This is a genomic window from Paenibacillus sp. Mc5Re-14, assembly GCF_001049835.1.
GTDB classification, from domain to species: domain Bacteria; phylum Bacillota; class Bacilli; order Paenibacillales; family Paenibacillaceae; genus Paenibacillus; species Paenibacillus polymyxa_C.
On sequence record NZ_CVPD01000002.1, the window covers coordinates 120,001 to 135,734 of the forward strand.

General features: G+C 43.4%; 15 protein-coding genes (1 of these 15 running past the window's edge). 3 read left to right on the forward strand and 12 right to left on the reverse strand.

Annotated features, from left to right (window positions below):
• The 3 genes in view from BN1546_RS25445 to BN1546_RS25455 are tightly spaced (at most 23 nt apart) and all read left to right on the forward strand, a layout consistent with a single transcriptional unit that may run on beyond the window.
• Nucleotides 1-1,368, forward strand: the 3' portion of a protein-coding gene (locus BN1546_RS25445) for a spore germination protein (protein ID WP_090739227.1). It extends 252 nt beyond the left edge of the window; 1,368 of the gene's 1,620 nt are visible here — the last part of the coding sequence; its start codon lies beyond the left edge, outside the window; its stop codon occupies nt 1,366-1,368.
• Between the two features lie 9 nt (nt 1,369-1,377).
• Nucleotides 1,378-2,577 carry a Ger(x)C family spore germination protein gene (locus BN1546_RS25450; RefSeq protein ID WP_090739228.1) on the forward strand — a complete coding sequence of 400 codons (1,200 nt, stop codon included), beginning with the start codon at nt 1,378-1,380 and terminating at the stop codon, nt 2,575-2,577.
• 23 nt (nt 2,578-2,600) lie between these two features.
• Nucleotides 2,601-3,707, forward strand: coding sequence for a GerAB/ArcD/ProY family transporter (locus tag BN1546_RS25455; protein ID WP_090739229.1), 1,107 nt, complete (start codon nt 2,601-2,603; stop codon nt 3,705-3,707).
• 16 nt (nt 3,708-3,723) lie between these two features.
• Here BN1546_RS25455 and BN1546_RS25460 read toward each other — a convergent pair whose 3' ends face one another.
• The 12 genes from BN1546_RS25460 to BN1546_RS25515 all read right to left on the reverse strand — a co-directional run bounded on the left by BN1546_RS25460 (nt 3,724) and on the right by BN1546_RS25515 (nt 15,730).
• Nucleotides 3,724-4,437, reverse strand: a complete 714-nt coding sequence (locus tag BN1546_RS25460) for a YetF domain-containing protein (RefSeq protein WP_090739230.1) — start codon at nt 4,435-4,437, stop codon at nt 3,724-3,726.
• A gap of 182 nt (nt 4,438-4,619) precedes the next feature.
• A complete protein-coding gene (locus BN1546_RS25465; RefSeq protein ID WP_013310304.1) occupies nt 4,620-4,886 on the reverse strand; it encodes a metal-sensitive transcriptional regulator in 267 nt (88 codons plus the stop codon).
• A 76-nt stretch (nt 4,887-4,962) separates the two neighbouring features.
• Nucleotides 4,963-5,478 (reverse strand): DsrE/DsrF/DrsH-like family protein, encoded by a 516-nt coding sequence (locus BN1546_RS25470; protein ID WP_090739231.1) that lies wholly within the window; start codon nt 5,476-5,478, stop codon nt 4,963-4,965.
• On the reverse strand, nt 5,475-6,065 hold the full coding sequence (locus BN1546_RS25475) for a sulfurtransferase TusA family protein (RefSeq protein ID WP_090739232.1): 591 nt from the start codon (nt 6,063-6,065) through the stop codon (nt 5,475-5,477). The genes BN1546_RS25470 and BN1546_RS25475 overlap by 4 nt, the downstream gene beginning before the upstream one ends.
• Before the next feature lie 216 nt (nt 6,066-6,281).
• Complete coding sequence (locus BN1546_RS25480) at nt 6,282-6,809, reverse strand: TetR/AcrR family transcriptional regulator (protein ID WP_090739233.1); 528 nt, start codon at nt 6,807-6,809, stop codon at nt 6,282-6,284.
• Nucleotides 6,810-6,965: 156 nt separating this feature from the next.
• On the reverse strand, nt 6,966-7,766 hold the full coding sequence (locus tag BN1546_RS25485; protein WP_014599748.1) for a DUF4309 domain-containing protein: 801 nt from the start codon (nt 7,764-7,766) through the stop codon (nt 6,966-6,968).
• A 120-nt stretch (nt 7,767-7,886) separates the two neighbouring features.
• Nucleotides 7,887-8,513: an HXXEE domain-containing protein gene (locus BN1546_RS25490; protein WP_090739234.1), complete on the reverse strand. Its 627-nt coding sequence runs from the start codon at nt 8,511-8,513 to the stop codon at nt 7,887-7,889.
• 18 nt (nt 8,514-8,531) lie between these two features.
• On the reverse strand, nt 8,532-9,122 hold the full coding sequence (locus BN1546_RS25495; protein WP_090739235.1) for a TetR/AcrR family transcriptional regulator: 591 nt from the start codon (nt 9,120-9,122) through the stop codon (nt 8,532-8,534).
• A 234-nt stretch (nt 9,123-9,356) separates the two neighbouring features.
• Nucleotides 9,357-10,589, reverse strand: coding sequence for an aminopeptidase (locus BN1546_RS25500; RefSeq protein WP_013371113.1), 1,233 nt, complete (start codon nt 10,587-10,589; stop codon nt 9,357-9,359).
• A 47-nt stretch (nt 10,590-10,636) separates the two neighbouring features.
• Nucleotides 10,637-12,226 carry an acyl-CoA synthetase gene (locus BN1546_RS25505; RefSeq protein WP_090739236.1) on the reverse strand — a complete coding sequence of 530 codons (1,590 nt, stop codon included), beginning with the start codon at nt 12,224-12,226 and terminating at the stop codon, nt 10,637-10,639.
• A gap of 175 nt (nt 12,227-12,401) precedes the next feature.
• Nucleotides 12,402-13,505 (reverse strand): DNA alkylation repair protein, encoded by a 1,104-nt coding sequence (locus BN1546_RS25510; RefSeq protein ID WP_090739237.1) that lies wholly within the window; start codon nt 13,503-13,505, stop codon nt 12,402-12,404.
• 197 nt (nt 13,506-13,702) lie between these two features.
• A complete protein-coding gene (locus BN1546_RS25515) occupies nt 13,703-15,730 on the reverse strand; it encodes a S9 family peptidase (protein ID WP_064963765.1) in 2,028 nt (675 codons plus the stop codon).
• Between the last annotated feature and the right edge of the window lie 4 nt (nt 15,731-15,734).

The following is a 15,734-nucleotide window of genomic DNA, read 5'->3' on the forward strand; positions in this document are numbered from 1 at the left end:
TTAATGGAGAGCTTGATTACAGAGATGGGCTCCGCAGATACTTTTATGTTTAAGGAAAATACTGCAGCTTCTTTGTTAAAAAACACAATTCCGTCTGGAAATATTCAAATGATACATTCGCAAAATGAAGTATATCAAGCCATCCTCTCCGGGAATGCTGTCATTGTCATCGACGGAAACAACTATGCATTGGTAGTTTCCATCGCAGGCGGAGTAAGACGGGCTATTCAGGAACCCAGTACTCAGACCGTAGTACGGGGTCCTAAAGAAGGATTTACGGAGGATATCTCAACCAACATTACACTGATCAGAAGAAAATTGCGGACACCTGACCTTAAATTTGAAAGTCACGTTATTGGGCGATATACACAAACCAAAGTCATGTTAGCTTACATTGAAAATGTCGCTAAGCCAGAAGTCATACAGGAAATTACAAAACGGCTTCAATCCATTGATACAGACAGCATACTTGAAAGTGGCTACATCGAAGAATTTATACAGGATGAACCACTTAGTCTCTTTCCCACCATGCTAAACTCAGAGCGTCCGGATACAGTCGCTGGTAGCCTTTTAGACGGACAAGTAGCTGTCCTTGTTGATGGGACGCCATTCGCTCTGATTGCACCTGTAACCTTCTTTAATTTCTTTCAAACGGCGGAAGACTACTACCAGAGATATGACATTTCAACTTTTTTAAGGGCTCTTCGTGTAGTATCTTTTCTAGTCTCATTGTTGCTTCCCTCTCTATTTATAGCCTTGACGACTTTCCAACAGGAAATGATCCCCACCACGCTGTTGATTACGCTAATGGCTCAACGGGAAGGAACTCCTTTTCCTGCATTATTGGAAGCTTTAATGATGGAATTAATGTTTGAAGTGATTCGTGAAGCAGGTGTGCGAATGCCACGGGTCATCGGACCAGCCGTTTCTATTGTAGGAGCTCTGGTTATCGGACAGGCGGCGGTGCAAGCCGGACTGGTCTCAGGTGCAATGGTGATCGTTGTTGCCTTCACAGCTATATCGAACTTTGTCATCCCGTATTTTGCTATGGCTTCAGCGGTCAGGTTGTTGCGTTTTGCACTTATGCTACTGGCGGGGGCTCTAGGCTTATTTGGTATTCTGATAGGAATTATCCCCCTTCTAATTCACCTTGTATCTCTCAAGTCATTCGGAGTTGATTATTTTGTTCCCTATAGCCCCACCTTTAAAACTAATATGAAGGACCTTATCATCAGAGTTCCGTGGTGGGCTATGAAAACCAGACCTAGCGAAAAGTCAGGCCATAACCAGACAAGACAGGCAGCTCACCAATACCCTGCTAGTTCGGATGATACTGAAGGTGGTCATAAGCCTGATACCCAAAAATAGGAGAGATCAATGGTGCGGCAATTAAGAGTTAGTTATGTTCTGTTTATTGCAGGGTTATTACTTACAGGGTGCGTAGATCGAACAGAATTGAACGAATTAGCCATCACAACAGCAACTGGAATTGATGGACATAAGGGCGACTGGATCAATACTTATCAAATCATCATTCCATCAGCCATGACGACTGGCTCAGGTGGTACTTCCTCGGGGGCATCGCAAAGCGCTGTACATACCTTTTCTACACATGGAAAAACATTGAGAGAGACCGTTACGAAGAGTAGCCTGGAATACCCACGCAAACTATATTTTGCCCAAAATAATATACTCGTTATTGGAAAAAAAGCAGCAGAACAAGGCATTGAAGAGATTATTGATATTTACCTCCGCAACCTTGATTCACGAGAAACTGTAAAAGTATTCATTGCCAACGGAGAGGCTCGTAATTTTTTAAAAAAGCTTGTACCACCAGAGAAAATTCCTGGTCAAGCTTTAGAAAAGATTATAGAAAGAGATAGCAAATTAGGATCAATTTACCCTGCAATATCCATGTATGAATTTATTTCGAAAATTAGCTCCGATAGTGCAGCCGGAGTTCCAGAAATATCTCTTGAGGGTTCCGAGCCGGAGAAACTAGAATCTGTTGATGTTTTCAAGGAAACCTCCGCCAAAAATAAACTCAAGTTATCGGGCTTAAGCATTTTTCAGAAAGACAAGAGAGTCGGCTTCCTAAATGAAAAGGAAAGTATAGGGGTTTCATGGTTAAACAACCAGATTAAAAACACTACTGTAAACTATGTGGATGGGAATGTTACGTCCGCTTTCCTCATCCGGAAAGCCAAGGTTAAGGTTACGCCAATCAAGAATTTAAATCATTATTACCTCAACGTTGACGTTAAAGCTACCGGGGATCTTCTGTCAGCCTCTTCTCAAAGAGAAATGAAAGATATGCAAAGTGTAGGTCAATTGCAGATGCAAGCAGCAGAAACGATCAAACTGCAAATTCAGGAAGGCTGGAAAGCCTTACAGCAAAAGAATATCGACCTTATTGGTGTTGGAAATAAAATTCATCACAAGTACCCAAAAGACTGGAAAAAAATAAAAGAGACATGGCCTGAAGAGTTCGCAAACATGGATATAAAAATAGGTGTAAAAATGAAACTTGCACGTCCAGGATTATTCGAAAAATCTTTTAACGAACTGTTGAAATGAAATAAACAGGGAGAGGTGAAGCAATGCGTCAAAATACAATCCGAGTATCCGAGCTGATCATTTGTATGTCTTTATTTGAAGTTGGAAGTACAACTTTGTTTTTAATGGGGGCTGAAGCAAAGCAAGATGCTTGGTTAGTCATGTTGATAGGAGCATTAGCAGGACTTCTTCTGCTAATGCTCCATCTTGCTATTCACCATCAAGATCCTGAGTTAGATTTGTTCATGTTGTTTCGCCGTTACACAGGGAAATATGTCGGTACACTCATCAATTTACTTTTTGTGATGTATTTTACATATGAAGCTTCTCGGAACATACGCGATTTAGGCGAGGTGACCGTAATGACTCTGCTCCGCCAAACCCCTTTGTGGATCATCATCTTGATCACAATCGTGGTTGTATCCAACACGGTTCGTTACGGCTGCAAAGCATTGTTCTTATTTTGCTTGTTCCTTTTCCCTTTTTTTGTACTTGGATACGCCATAATTAGTATATTAATTCCGGCAACTGGTCTCTTTCACTTGGAAAATTCCCTTCCGGTTTTAGAGGAAGGATGGAAACCGATATTTAAAGCCGCTATTCCTGAGCTTATCTCCTTTCCATTCGGACAAACTTTGTTATTTCTTGTATTTTATCCGCTTGTACATAAAGGCCGGAATCTCACAAAACCCGTTTCCTTTGCCTATATAATGACCGCACTTGCTCTAACATTTGTTAATCAATTGGATATTTTTGTTCTCGGACCCAAGATCGCCGCCAATAGCACACTTCCTCTTTTGGAAGCCGTTCAGTTGATTGAATTAGCAGATCTGTTCGAACGAATGGATGCCCTTTTCACCTTGCTTCTTTTTCTTGGCTTGGTCATCAAAATGTCTTTATTTTTTTATGGTGCTGTAATAGGACTTGAAAAAATAACCGGAGTCGGATTTAAAAAATGGATTCTTCCCCTTGCAGCACTTATTTATGGACTTTCTTTTTTGTCGCCCAACTATATTCATCACATGGTAATCGGTCGAAAATTTGTTCTTAATTCTTGGTTTCCTATTTTTCAAATTTTCCTACCTTTGTTACTATTTATCTTTATTGTTATTAAAAAAAGAAAAAAGACAAATAAACAGTCCTCTTCATGAGGAGATGATCATTCATTTAAATAGATCCACCACTTTTTTGATTTTTATTCTCTTTCATCGGCACTACATGGAGCGTTCCATCCTCGCTAAGCTCTGCATAGGCAATCTCATTGATGCTGTCATATCCCTGCTCTCGCGCCTTCGCTTTTATCAGCTCTACATCAATTGTTTTCCCGCGCATAGATTCATTTAGCAACCTTCCCTTATCAATGACAGTAACAGAAAAAAGATCAGGCTGTGCATCTATTCCCATATCCTGAGCAGCGGGTGGCTCATATTCGGGTTTGCGCATGACTGACAATGAGCCGTTCGTCTCTAACGTAGCGTACAAGACCTCACGCAGAGAAAAAATATTTTGCTGGCGTAGCATGGAGAGTAGCTGTGTAAATTCTATATCATATTTCTCCAGCAATTCTTGATTAACCTGCCCTTTATCCACGAGCAGCACTGTTCGACCTTCTGCCATGTATCCAAATTTCACAAAATGGGTCGTCGCTTTTTCGAAAAAGTAGGCCAGCGCGCACCATAGTGCCAAAGCAAACAAAAGATGCCAAATGGTCACCTTATCGTCATATAACGTATTCCCTACAATTTCGCTCAATACCAATGATGTCAGAAAATCGAGCGGTGTTAACTGACTGAGTGTTTTCCGACCTGTAATAAAAGTAATAAGCCATAGGCCAAAAAAGCTGATGATCAATTTGACACCAATCGTGACAAATACGTCCATACCTATGCCCTCCGGAAGAAGTTATTTTTCTTATGGGTTATTTACACTCCTATACTTCTGTATAAACAGAGGCTTATTCCATTCCTAAAGTTGTCCGAAAAAAAGCCCGCTACCAACTAGGGCAGCGAACCTTTTTAATTCGGCTATTATTTAATCTTAGTCTTTCGTGTATTCACTATAAATTATCTACTTTTCACCAGCAGCTGAATTGCTTCTTTAACCAGCTTATCCGTATCTCCTCCAGCTTCCTGCTCTTCCAATATGCAGCGTTGCAGATTTTCTGCTACAATCTGGGCGATTGCTTTATCTGATGCATTGCGTACAGCTGATAGCTGGCTGACTACATCCTTGCACGACTTGCCCTCATCCATTAAACGAAGTACTCCACGTACCTGGCCCTCAATCCTTCTCAAGCGCGTTTTCAGTTCATCACTGTAATTGTAATCCATAAGCAATGCACTCCTTTTTTGACTTACCATATACATGTATAGGTATATTATAAACCAAAAAAGTAAATAGGATACCCTAAATAAATAGATTCACCTGTCCTTGCGATGCATCTCCCAAGTAGGCAGCTACTCCAGCATATTCCACACTATCTATTAGCTCTTCTTGTTGAAGTCCTAACAAATCCATGGTCATGGTGCAAGCGACGAGCTTGATCCCCTGCTCTTGTGCTAACTCTATAAGCTCTGGAAGAGAGAGCGCATTATGCTTTTTCATGACATGCTTGATCATCTGTGGTCCCAATCCGACAAAATTCATTTTGGAGAGTGCTAACTTTCTCGGTCCACGAGGCATGATCCAGCCAAAGGCTTTTTCGAGCATTCCCTTATGGGTGCGCATGAGTTCATCCTTACGCAGTATATTTAGTCCCCAAAATGTAAAGAAAATAGTTACTTCATGATCATATGCTGCCGCTCCATTCGCAATAATGAATGCAGCAAGCGCTTTATCCAGCTCACCGCTGAATAAAATAATCGTTGTTTTGGGCTGAGCCTGCTTTTGATTCTCTGCATAAGTTCTTGCTGCTGTACTCATATAGAATCGTACCCCATCATTTCTCCTGCCCAGCCGGACATGCCTGAAAGCACAGATTTGACGTTTTTAGCGCCTTTGTCTGCCAATAACCGGCAAGCCCTTTCACTGCGTGCTCCAGCTTGGCAGATCACTGCGATTTCATCTTCCAGATTTAGCTCAGCGAGTCTGTTCTCCAGTTCTCCGAGGGGGATGTGCTTAGATCCTGGGATGTGTTGAAGAGCAAATTCGGCGGGTTCACGAACATCCAGCAAAATGAAATTCTCCTTTGCAGACCATTTTGCTTGCAGCTCTTTATGACTTATCGTGGAAGGAAATGTTTGCTCCTCCTTCACATCAGTCGGATTTGCTTTGCGTAGATAATGTCGCATGACAACTCCTTCTTGAAAAGTGCCCAAATACTGATGTCCGGTGCCTTGGGCCCAGCTCTGAAAATCTGCTAACGAACCTTTGTCAGTCACTTGAACCTCCATAATCTGCCCGGCGAGAAGCTCATCCATAGCTTTTTTTGTTTTTACAATTGGCATAGGACAAGCAAGCCCTTTGCAATCAAGAATCTGATCTGCTTCGATATGACTAGTTGATGACATAGTGGTACCTCCGCCTTTTTTTTGTGGGGTTTAGTTTAGTTTAGTTTAGTTTTAATTTCTTAATACATATACCCCTATAGGTATAAGAATAGCGAGGCTCACTTCTCTTGTCAACTTAGCTAGTCATTTTCATTCAAACTAACAATTCATGTCTTGTACAATTAAAAGCACACAAAAAAGCCGCGCAAAAGCGCGACTCTACTGCATACATACCAATTAATCGTCTGTTTTCATCAGTTCTGGCAGATCCAGCGACATTGAAATATTACATAGCATTCCTCTGGCGAGAAAAAGCATTGTTCTTTCCAAGGCTTGTTCAATACCAGCCTGGCAGAAAGCGTCATAAACTGTCGTATGGATCTCACGTAACCCCTGCTGCATCACGGTTATAACCACATCCTCACGGATTGTCTGTGCCTGCATTTGCAAAAGTATTTCATTTCGATATTCCGTCATAATTTGCGAATAGGCTGCAATCAGTTCTTGCTCTAACTGTTCCGACGAAACCGATTGAATGACCCGGTGAAAAGAGTCTATGATACGTGCAAATGATACCTTTAGGGCTTCAATAAGCAAGGCTTCTTTAGTAGCGAAAAAGCGAAAAACATAGGGCTGAGAAATATTAGCCCGTTCCGCAACTTTGGCTGTTGTAGCTCGATAGTAGCCCATCTCCGCAAAGACTTCAATAGCAGCAGATATGATTTCCTTTTGGCGATTTATTGATGTTGATGTTGCTTTAGCCATATTTTCTCATCCTTTTATTTATCACAAATTTTCTGATTAGTGATTAATCAATCACTTAACATTATAAATGTCATCCTCTAAAAATGCAATGAACCGAAAAAGTCGCCTCCATGATCGTAATGGAAACGACTCTCTTTTTTATACATCTAAATCTAATTATGGCGTCATCGAGTTAAAATATAATCGAACATAACTGACCTTTTGCGTTTTGGTTTGATAGGAAAATACTAAATAATAACTAAGACCTGATGTGTTGTTGATTTTATAATTAGCTTCTGCTGTGCCGGATATGTCTCTAGAGGTGTCAACTGTTTCTGTGGGCTGGCCCAGTTCGTCAATAACTTGTTTGATAAGCAACTTCTTATATTTTGAATCGGAAGAAGTAATTTCTGTAACTTTATCATTTCCATCCAGTACGAGATCTGTATGATATTTAGCGTAACTTCTCATAGGGCCTGTAGAACCAGAATCGGATTTCCCCCAAAGCTCAAACAAAAGATCGCTGCTAGTTCCCAAACCAAGACCTTTAGGCAGATTGGGTAACGTCCCCTGCTTGGCTGCACTCAATATAGCAGCTGCAGAGCTGTATTTACTGTCAGGTGAGGCTGTACTACTAGCAGGTTTATGCTGTGTCGAGGTTGAACCTTGATCAAACTCTTTTCCAGTATTTTTGGAACTTCCCTTGGAACTTCCCGCATCCACACTAGGCTTGCTGAGATCTGTACTCGTCTTGTTAGTGTGAGTATCTTGCTCGTTGGTATGGATGTCTGTGTTCTGATCTGTTGAATTACTGGCAGATGGTGTGGCTGATTTCGTTGTAGAGGGAGCAGTTGAGTTTGCTTCTCCGCTATTGCCGCATCCTGTCATTACAGCAAAACCTATAGCCAATAAAGCGCTGGTGGTGACCAGCTTGCAAGCTAACTTTTTACGATTACGAGATTGATGTGTAGGTTTCATTATAAGATCACTCTTTCCTTGTTCTTGGGTACAAACCAAGTGTAACCGAACCTCGTTTCGAGAATACCTCTACTTGTATCCAACTTGTAAACAAGCACATTTGTGATTTTCTAACATATCCTACCTGCGATCATAAATTCCTAGCTGTTGTTTAGAAAAGGCGTAAGGAGAGTCACTCTTCTTAAACCATATATTCCCTTTGATAATGAAGATGTATACAGCAAAAACAAAGTAGATTGTGCCTGCAATCCAGTCTATTGCCGTTGGGATGTCTCTCTTTACGATTTCATGAATATACCAGATTCCTATAGGGACATGCAGGAGAAGTGCCGTACACAAACCAGGGTTATATACCGTTTTTGCTTTGAGATTGACAACAATACCGTGCCAGACGACCTGGAAGAATCCCATCAAAACTGGTGCGAGTCCGAGCCAGATTACGTGGGGGAACCATACGGGGAGCAGATAAAATACATAGGCAATGGCCACATTAATGATCATCGCTGAATTAGGGTTCAAGGGGTAACGATCTGGGGCTTCACTTTTAAACAAAATATTGTTAAATAAACCCGCAAAATATCCAGGCCAGCGGTATTCCTCAAATTGGTGAAACAATATATTCACAAAGCTCAACCATAATATTCCTGATATATCAGAAAACATGTCGGGATTCAAAAACAAAACAATACATACAGCCACTCCAATGATGGCTCCTGCATCTTGCCAATATTTTCTCAAAAATTCCATGGTATTCACCCCTGAGATTTATTTTTGATCGAAATATCTTTCAAATAGCAGGTTTAATTGTTCCTCTATTGTGGGCATTTCCACAACTGCTCCAGACTCAAGAATCGGACTCATCAGTGCAGGCAGAAAAATAGCTCCGAATATTTGCAGCATCATTGCTAACAACCGCTCCGGCTGTTGCTCACCTGTCAGCTCCTTGATCGTGTTCTGGACCTTTGGAAACCCCATCATGTTTAAAAATCTTCCGTATTCCTGTTGAGATGTAAAGGGTGTGCTGCCCATCACAATAATTCGCGACAGTAGCTCTGGATATTGGCGAATGACCTGTAAATAGTTAAGTAAAAATTGTTTCAGTCTATCTTGCGGAGGCATCGCTGTATTGTCCAAAACGGAAAATGTGTGCTGAAAGCTGTTTAGGATCACTTCAATAGCTTCACTGAGCAAATTTTCTTTGGAGCCAAAATAATAATTAACTAAAGAAATATTAGTGCTAGACAGATCAGCAATTTTTCTGATTGTAACCGCCTCGAAACCTTCCTTTTGAATAAATTTCAGCGTAGACTGTAGAATTTTTTCTTTGGTCTGTTGTTTTTTGTCTGGGTGACTCATGTTTTTCCTCCTCCTATTTAGTTTAATCCAAACGGGCAAATGAAACGGGCCGCTTAAGCAAAACAAACAAAAATTCAAACTATATTTAAAACGTTGTTTAAATTATTGTTTGAACTTATCCTAGCACTTTACATTTTACAAAACAAGTAAAGATATGAAAATTAGGCTAAAAAAAACCGCAAACGAATCAGATCGTTTGCGGGTTGATTGAATAGAGATTAAGAAAAGGCAAAACTAAATAGCCCAATTTCCTTTGCGGAACACAGCCTCTTTGCTTCCGTCTTGCAGTTCACCGTCAATATCCAGCTCAGCTGAGCCGATCATGAAGTCAACATGAGTCAGGCTGACATTGGCACCGTTCTGGAGTAGTTCCTCCCGGTTCATTTGTGTCCCATTTTCGATGTTAAATGGATACGCACTGCCTAAAGCCAGGTGGCAGGAAGCATTTTCGTCGATACCTGTATTATAAAAGATGCGGTTGAGATTAGAAATCGGTGAATCATGCGGCACCAAGGCAACTTCCCCCAGGTAGCTGGCTCCTTCATCTGTAGCGAGCAAATGAGTGAGATGCTGCTCACCGGATTCTGCTGTATATTCGGTGACTTTACCGTCCTTAAAGGTAAATGTAATGCGATCTACCAGCTGCCCATTTAAATTAAGCGGCATGGTACTTGTAATGTGACCATCGACACCAGTACGCTTAGGCATCGTGAATACTTCTTCTGTCGGCATATTCGCGACAAAATAATCTCCGCGCCCGTTTTCACCACCACCACTGCGCCAAATATGTCCGTCAGCCAACTCAATTCTCAAATCTGTTCCGGGCGCACGATAGTGCAGGCTTTTATATTTTTTATGGTTCAGCTTATCTTGTACCTGTTCAAGATTTTTCAAATGATTTTGCCAATTCTGAATGGGATCAGAGCCGTCTACACGATTCATTTGGAAAATCGTATCCCACATAACACGAATGCGGTCTTCTTCTGCTACATCCGCAAACACTTTATCGGCCCAGGCTTTCGTCGGAGCTTTAATCAAACACCAGCTAATTTTGTGATTGCGGGTATATTTGGAAAAGCCTTCTCTCGCCGTAGCTGCCGCTTTTGTCGCACGAGAAACTTTTTGCGGATCAATACCTTGATATAAATCCGGGTTCGGCACTTTAATCGTTAATGTGGCTCCACCCTCTTCGGCGAATTTCTCCATCATTTCTGCCTTCCAAGCAGGGTAGTAATCAAAGCTGGCTTCGTCGCCATGCTCAAAACGACTGCGTGTAATGGAATCGTCCTCAAACTCTACCTGTACATATTTAGCGCCTGCTTCATAGGCTTTGCTGACAATCAGGCGTGTAAACTCGACAGTTTCCAGTGGTGCAGTTACCAACATCGCCTGTCCAGGCTGAATGTTGACTCCTACTCTTACGACCAGTTCTGCATATTGCTCCAACAATGATTCAAATGGATTCATTTTTCCACGCTCCTGTTCCATTTTGATTATATTAAATGATTTCATCACTACAGTACGGATTGTTTCTCCAGTTCACGCAGCTCCACTCTTCGTATTTTGCCTGAGCTGGTTTTAGGAAGTTCTTCAATAAACTCTATTTTTCGTGGATATTTGTATGGTGCCGTCCATGTTTTCACATGATGCTGCAGTTCCTTCACTAGCTCTGGTGATCCTTCTATTCCGGCTTTGAGTACAATGTAGGCTTTTACGACATGTCCACGGACTTCATCCGGGCTGGCTACCGCTGCACATTCCTGCACAGAATCATGCTTTATCAACGCTTCTTCTACTTCAAAAGGACCAATGGTATAGCCAGAACTGATAATGATATCATCACCGCGTCCTTCAAACCAGAAATATCCATCCTCATCCTTTCGAGCCCGGTCGCCCGTTACAAAATAATCTCCATGTACACTCGCTAATTTGCGCTCTGGATCATGATAGTACGTATGAAACAATGCCGGCAGATCAGCACGCACTGCAATATCGCCCACTTGCCCTGGAGCCAGCGGAATACCATCCTCGTCTACGACCTCAACAAGTCCCGGTGCAATGGATTTGCCCATCGAACCTGTGCGCAGAGGTACGTCTCTTAGATTACCAATAATTAATGTACTTTCTGTTTGACCGTAACCGTCGCGAATCGTAATGTTGAATTGCTCCTGAAACTTGTTAATAACCTCCTGATTGAGCGGTTCTCCCGCAGAAACAGCACTTCGCAATCGGGATAGATCATATTGATCCAAACCAGCCGTTTTTGCCATAATCCGATATTCCGTCGGTGTACAGCACAACACTTGAACTCCATATTGCTGCAGCAACTGCAAATAGCGCCCCGGACGAAACGGACCATTATATACGAATCCGGTCGCTCCATTTCCCAGTACTGATAAAAACGGACTCCAAATCCATTTTTGCCAGCCAGGTGCGGCAGTAGCCCATACGATGTCTGAAGCTCGAATATCCAACCATGGTGATGTTATCCGCAGATGGGCATATCCCCAGCCATGGCTGTGTACAACACCTTTAGGATTGCCTGTGGTGCCCGAAGTATAGGCCAGAATGGCCATGTCATCACGGTGTGTCTTCACAGCTTCAAAAATATCTTCCTGTCCCTCCATCAGCTCATCCAGCACGAGCCAGCCTTGCGCACCTACTGTGCGGTCCCCAGGGACTACAATGCGATAATCCAAAGCAGGCAAATCATCGCTGATTTTGTCTACTTCACTTGTTACGTCGGTCCAGGCAATGACTGCGCGCGCTTCCGAATGGCGAAGCCGATATGCAATATCCTTGGCCCGCAGCATTTCTGAAGATGGAATGACAGCAAGCCCCAGCTTCAAGCATGCCAGGTAAATGACATATGCAATAATACGCCGTGGTACTACGACCAGAACTCTGTCCCCTTTGTTAAATCCCAGACTTGCAAGTCCTCCAGCCAGCCGGTTTGCTTTTTTCAACAGCTCTCCGTATGTGATTTCTTCGTATTCTCCTGTCTCACTTAACCACTTGAGTGCTGTCTTACCAGCCTCATGGTGTTCCATTTCCGAAGTCATATTGTAATATTCAGGCGCAAGCCATTGTTGCTGATCAGTCAAGTTATACCTTCCCCTTTATACATAAGATAAGAGCAACTTCCTTTAAGTAGTATAACACGTCTTAGTACCAGGTTCTAATACCAGAATTAATTTATTTGGAAAAAAAATAAAATTTGTAAAGCAAACGACAAAAAAGAGCCTGCATACAGACTCTTTTCTTTACTATTATTGTAATCTACATCTCAATGTCTATCACTGTAGAAGCCACTTCCTGCCCGTTTACGAGCAGGACAATTCGGTGCGCTCCCGCATAATGGCGACGAGTTGTCAGGTCTGCAAACCGGTGTGTTCGTGTACCCGTTAAACGGGTTCCTCCAGAGACGGTTTTGTCAGAAAGCAAAAACAGTTTACGTGAGACCTGTCCTCTCGCCTTAACAAAGTCGATGCCATACTCGATGCGGACTCGTACGGATTCACCTTCTCGAAGCTGAAGCACATAGCTTAACTCACAGTGATCACCGATCTTTAACACGATAGGGTCTGTGGTGAGAGAGGCAGCTGCAACTAGCGGCACCCCATCCGTATCATCCGCATAGCCGAACATGGCCATCACTTCAGGGATGGATTTGCGAATCAGGGATCGACAGCCATGGCGCACAATCCAGTCGGTGTCAGGATGTGCCCCCTTCCACCGTTGAGCCGTTGCGATGACAATATCGGGATGGTCCTTGGCAATATCGTTCAGGTTGTTGGCTACACTTTTACGTACATACAATGATGGATCGGCCTTCAGTAGTTCCAATACGGCCAATACCGGAGCAGGGTCACGTTTGAAGACAGGCAGCGCCTGTCCCCAGGGCAGCCGTGGACGACATCCTTCGCTGGCAAGACGGCGGACGTGTTCACTGGGGTGTGCCGCCCAGGTCGTCATCTGCCGCATCATCCGTTCTGGTTCACGCAGAAGGAAGGGCCTCACAGCAAACTCCGCAGAGGATTTTGATGTAAATCGCTCCAGTGCATTCATGGACAGGTCCCAATGCTCTTCTCCCTGCCCATATACCTCTACGAAATCGGGGAAAAACAAGTACGGAAACCCGCTACAGTACTCATCTATGGCAAATAAAATAAAAAGAGCTTCTTCATAACTACTAGGCAAAAACGCTCCTAATGTTAACGAAATACGCCGTATTCGTTCTTTTAGCTCTAGCTCATCCCATTTTTGGTCCATAACTTGATGGATAAATCCTTCAATGTCGAATGGACTGTATGCAGCCTGTACTCTTTCACCGAATAGACGAAGGAATTCCTCCGTGTACATATTTTTTAAGGGCTCAGCCATTGTATATCTCCTTTTGAATATGAATGTAAGCAAGAAGCGATGAACGAATAATATCTTCGTCTATGATAACCGTAAATCGTGACCCAGCACCAGCATTAAATGAGGTTAAGAGAATGGATGCAAGACACATTAAAAAATGCCAAGTCCTAAGATTAGGACCTGACATTTTTCCATAAACACTACAAATCGAATGAGACTTAAATTTTGTGTTGGACAAACCAGTCGGTAATACGTTGCAGTCGTTCCACGCGAAGCTGTGGGTGCCCTTTTCGTGAAAGCTCGTGACTTGAAGCTGGGAAACGGACAAATTGAGTAGGTTTTCCCAAACGACGTAATGCTGTAAACAGCTGCTCCCCCTGCTCAATAGGACAACGTAGATCCTGCTCTCCATGCAATATGAGCAGCGGTGTATTGATTTGCTGCACATAAGCCAGCGGGGACTGCCTCCACAAAAGTTCGAAATCATCCCATGGATTTCCGCCAACTTCATCTTCAGTAAACGAGTATCCGATATCACTCACCCCATACATCGACAGCCAATTAGATATGGAGCGCTGGGTCACAGCTGCTCGGAAACGATCCGTATGCCCGACAATCCAGTTTGTCATAAAGCCACCATAGCTGCCTCCTGTGACACCCAGTCTTTCCGGATCAATGAGTGGGAATTGGCGTATAGCCTCGTCCACGGCGCTCAGTAGATCGGTGTAGTCACGTCCGCCGTAATCTCCAAGGACAACATTGGTAAAAGACTGTCCGTACCCTCGGCTTCCTCCCGGATTCGTATAGATGACTGCATACCCCTGAGCGGCCAGCAACTGAAACTCATGAAAAAAAGAATTGGAATACATGGCATGGGGACCGCCGTGAATTTCCAAAATGGCAGGATAAGATCCTCCCTCCTTAAAACCAGCTGGCTTCATCACCCATCCCTGCACGCGTCGACCATCCTCAACCTCAGTCCAGAAGCTCTCAGGCACACTGATCTCAATCTCATCAAGCAGAGAATCATTCACTCGTGTCAGCCGTTCTTCGTTTCCTGAATGGATTGCAATTCGGAACAAATCACCTGGCAAAGCGACGTCAGTGGAAGCGGCAATGATATGCTGTTCATCTGAAGTAAGCTCAAATTGATAAATTTCCCGTTCTCCTTGGGTTAAAATTTTAAAAGTTCCATCAAGGGCAAACTGATATACGTGCACATTTCCTTCAATGGTTACCAGCGTGTACAGGGATTGACCGTCCGCACTGAAGCGTGGTGGTCCTACATGAAGATGTGAACGCATGTCGCTCATACCCGCATTACCGAGGTGAGCATCAAGCGTCTCACTAACACATACTGCCGTCCCACCACTGGAGGCAACCGTATACAGCCGAGTCTGAGTAGCGCCTTTGGCATGGCGATCATGACCGTAAAAGGCAATCATTGTGCCGTCGGGAGAGAAAGCAGCACTCTCGATTTGAAGTTCGGAATGAGTCAACTTAAACGGTGCTGCCGCATTGCCATTAGAAGACGCAGGAGCTATCGTAAACAAATCATTTTGCTTGCGTAAATCCGTATCCTCTTTGGAATGCTCCGCTATTCTAGCGACAAATAAAATCAGTTGGCCATTCGGTGACCAGACGGGCTCCGCCACATCATAAGCGCCGGACGTCAGTTGAACCGTGTGCCCTGAAGTGACATCAGTTACGTACAAGTGATCACGAGTATCATCCCACAGCCCATAGCCGTCGGATTTAGCTTTTGTTCGATTAACCACTCGTCCCTCAAGATGTGTCTCCTGCTCACCTACATCGCATGTAGAACTTGACTGGTTCTCAGCAGTTTTTGCTACAAACGATATGTAGGCTCCATCCGGCGACCAGGATAATGAACGAACATTGTTCTCTATGTGCGTAAGTCGTCGGGCTTCTCCCCCGCGTGCTGGGATAATCCATACCTGGCGCTTGCCGTCTGTCGAACGGAGAAAAGCAAGTTGTGATCCGTCCGGTGACCAGACAGGTGTTTCATCTTTCGGTCCGTATGTAAAGGGTATCGGAGCTTCACCTTCAAACGGCAACAGCCAAATTGCCGAGTTATAGTCTGTCCGTTCTTTATTAATACACTGCTCTACGTAAGCGATTTCGCCACTCGTGGGATGAACAGCCGGATCACTAACCCAGTGAAATCGATATAAATCCTCAGCTATTATACGGCGTTTGGTCGTGCCAGATTGCGAGTTGCTCAAATAA

Bases quoted from the DNA above. Each gene is read 5' to 3' on its own strand.
- BN1546_RS25475 (WP_090739232.1), bottom strand. From the start codon at position 6,065: ATGTCATCAACTAGTCATATCGAAGCAGATCAGATTCTTGATTGCAAA.
- BN1546_RS25450 (WP_090739228.1), top strand. From the start codon at position 1,378: ATGGTGCGGCAATTAAGAGTTAGTTATGTTCTGTTTATTGCAGGGTTA.
- BN1546_RS25460 (WP_090739230.1), bottom strand. From the start codon at position 4,437: ATGGACGTATTTGTCACGATTGGTGTCAAATTGATCATCAGCTTTTTT.
- BN1546_RS25500 (WP_013371113.1), bottom strand. From the start codon at position 10,589: ATGAATCCATTTGAATCATTGTTGGAGCAATATGCAGAACTGGTCGTA.
- BN1546_RS25495 (WP_090739235.1), bottom strand. From the start codon at position 9,122: ATGAGTCACCCAGACAAAAAACAACAGACCAAAGAAAAAATTCTACAG.
- BN1546_RS25465 (WP_013310304.1), bottom strand. From the start codon at position 4,886: ATGGATTACAATTACAGTGATGAACTGAAAACGCGCTTGAGAAGGATT.
- BN1546_RS25485 (WP_014599748.1), bottom strand. From the start codon at position 7,766: ATGAAACCTACACATCAATCTCGTAATCGTAAAAAGTTAGCTTGCAAG.
- BN1546_RS25510 (WP_090739237.1), bottom strand. From the start codon at position 13,505: ATGGCTGAGCCCTTAAAAAATATGTACACGGAGGAATTCCTTCGTCTA.
- BN1546_RS25480 (WP_090739233.1), bottom strand. From the start codon at position 6,809: ATGGCTAAAGCAACATCAACATCAATAAATCGCCAAAAGGAAATCATA.
- BN1546_RS25470 (WP_090739231.1), bottom strand. From the start codon at position 5,478: ATGAGTACAGCAGCAAGAACTTATGCAGAGAATCAAAAGCAGGCTCAG.
- BN1546_RS25455 (WP_090739229.1), top strand. From the start codon at position 2,601: ATGCGTCAAAATACAATCCGAGTATCCGAGCTGATCATTTGTATGTCT.
- BN1546_RS25490 (WP_090739234.1), bottom strand. From the start codon at position 8,513: ATGGAATTTTTGAGAAAATATTGGCAAGATGCAGGAGCCATCATTGGA.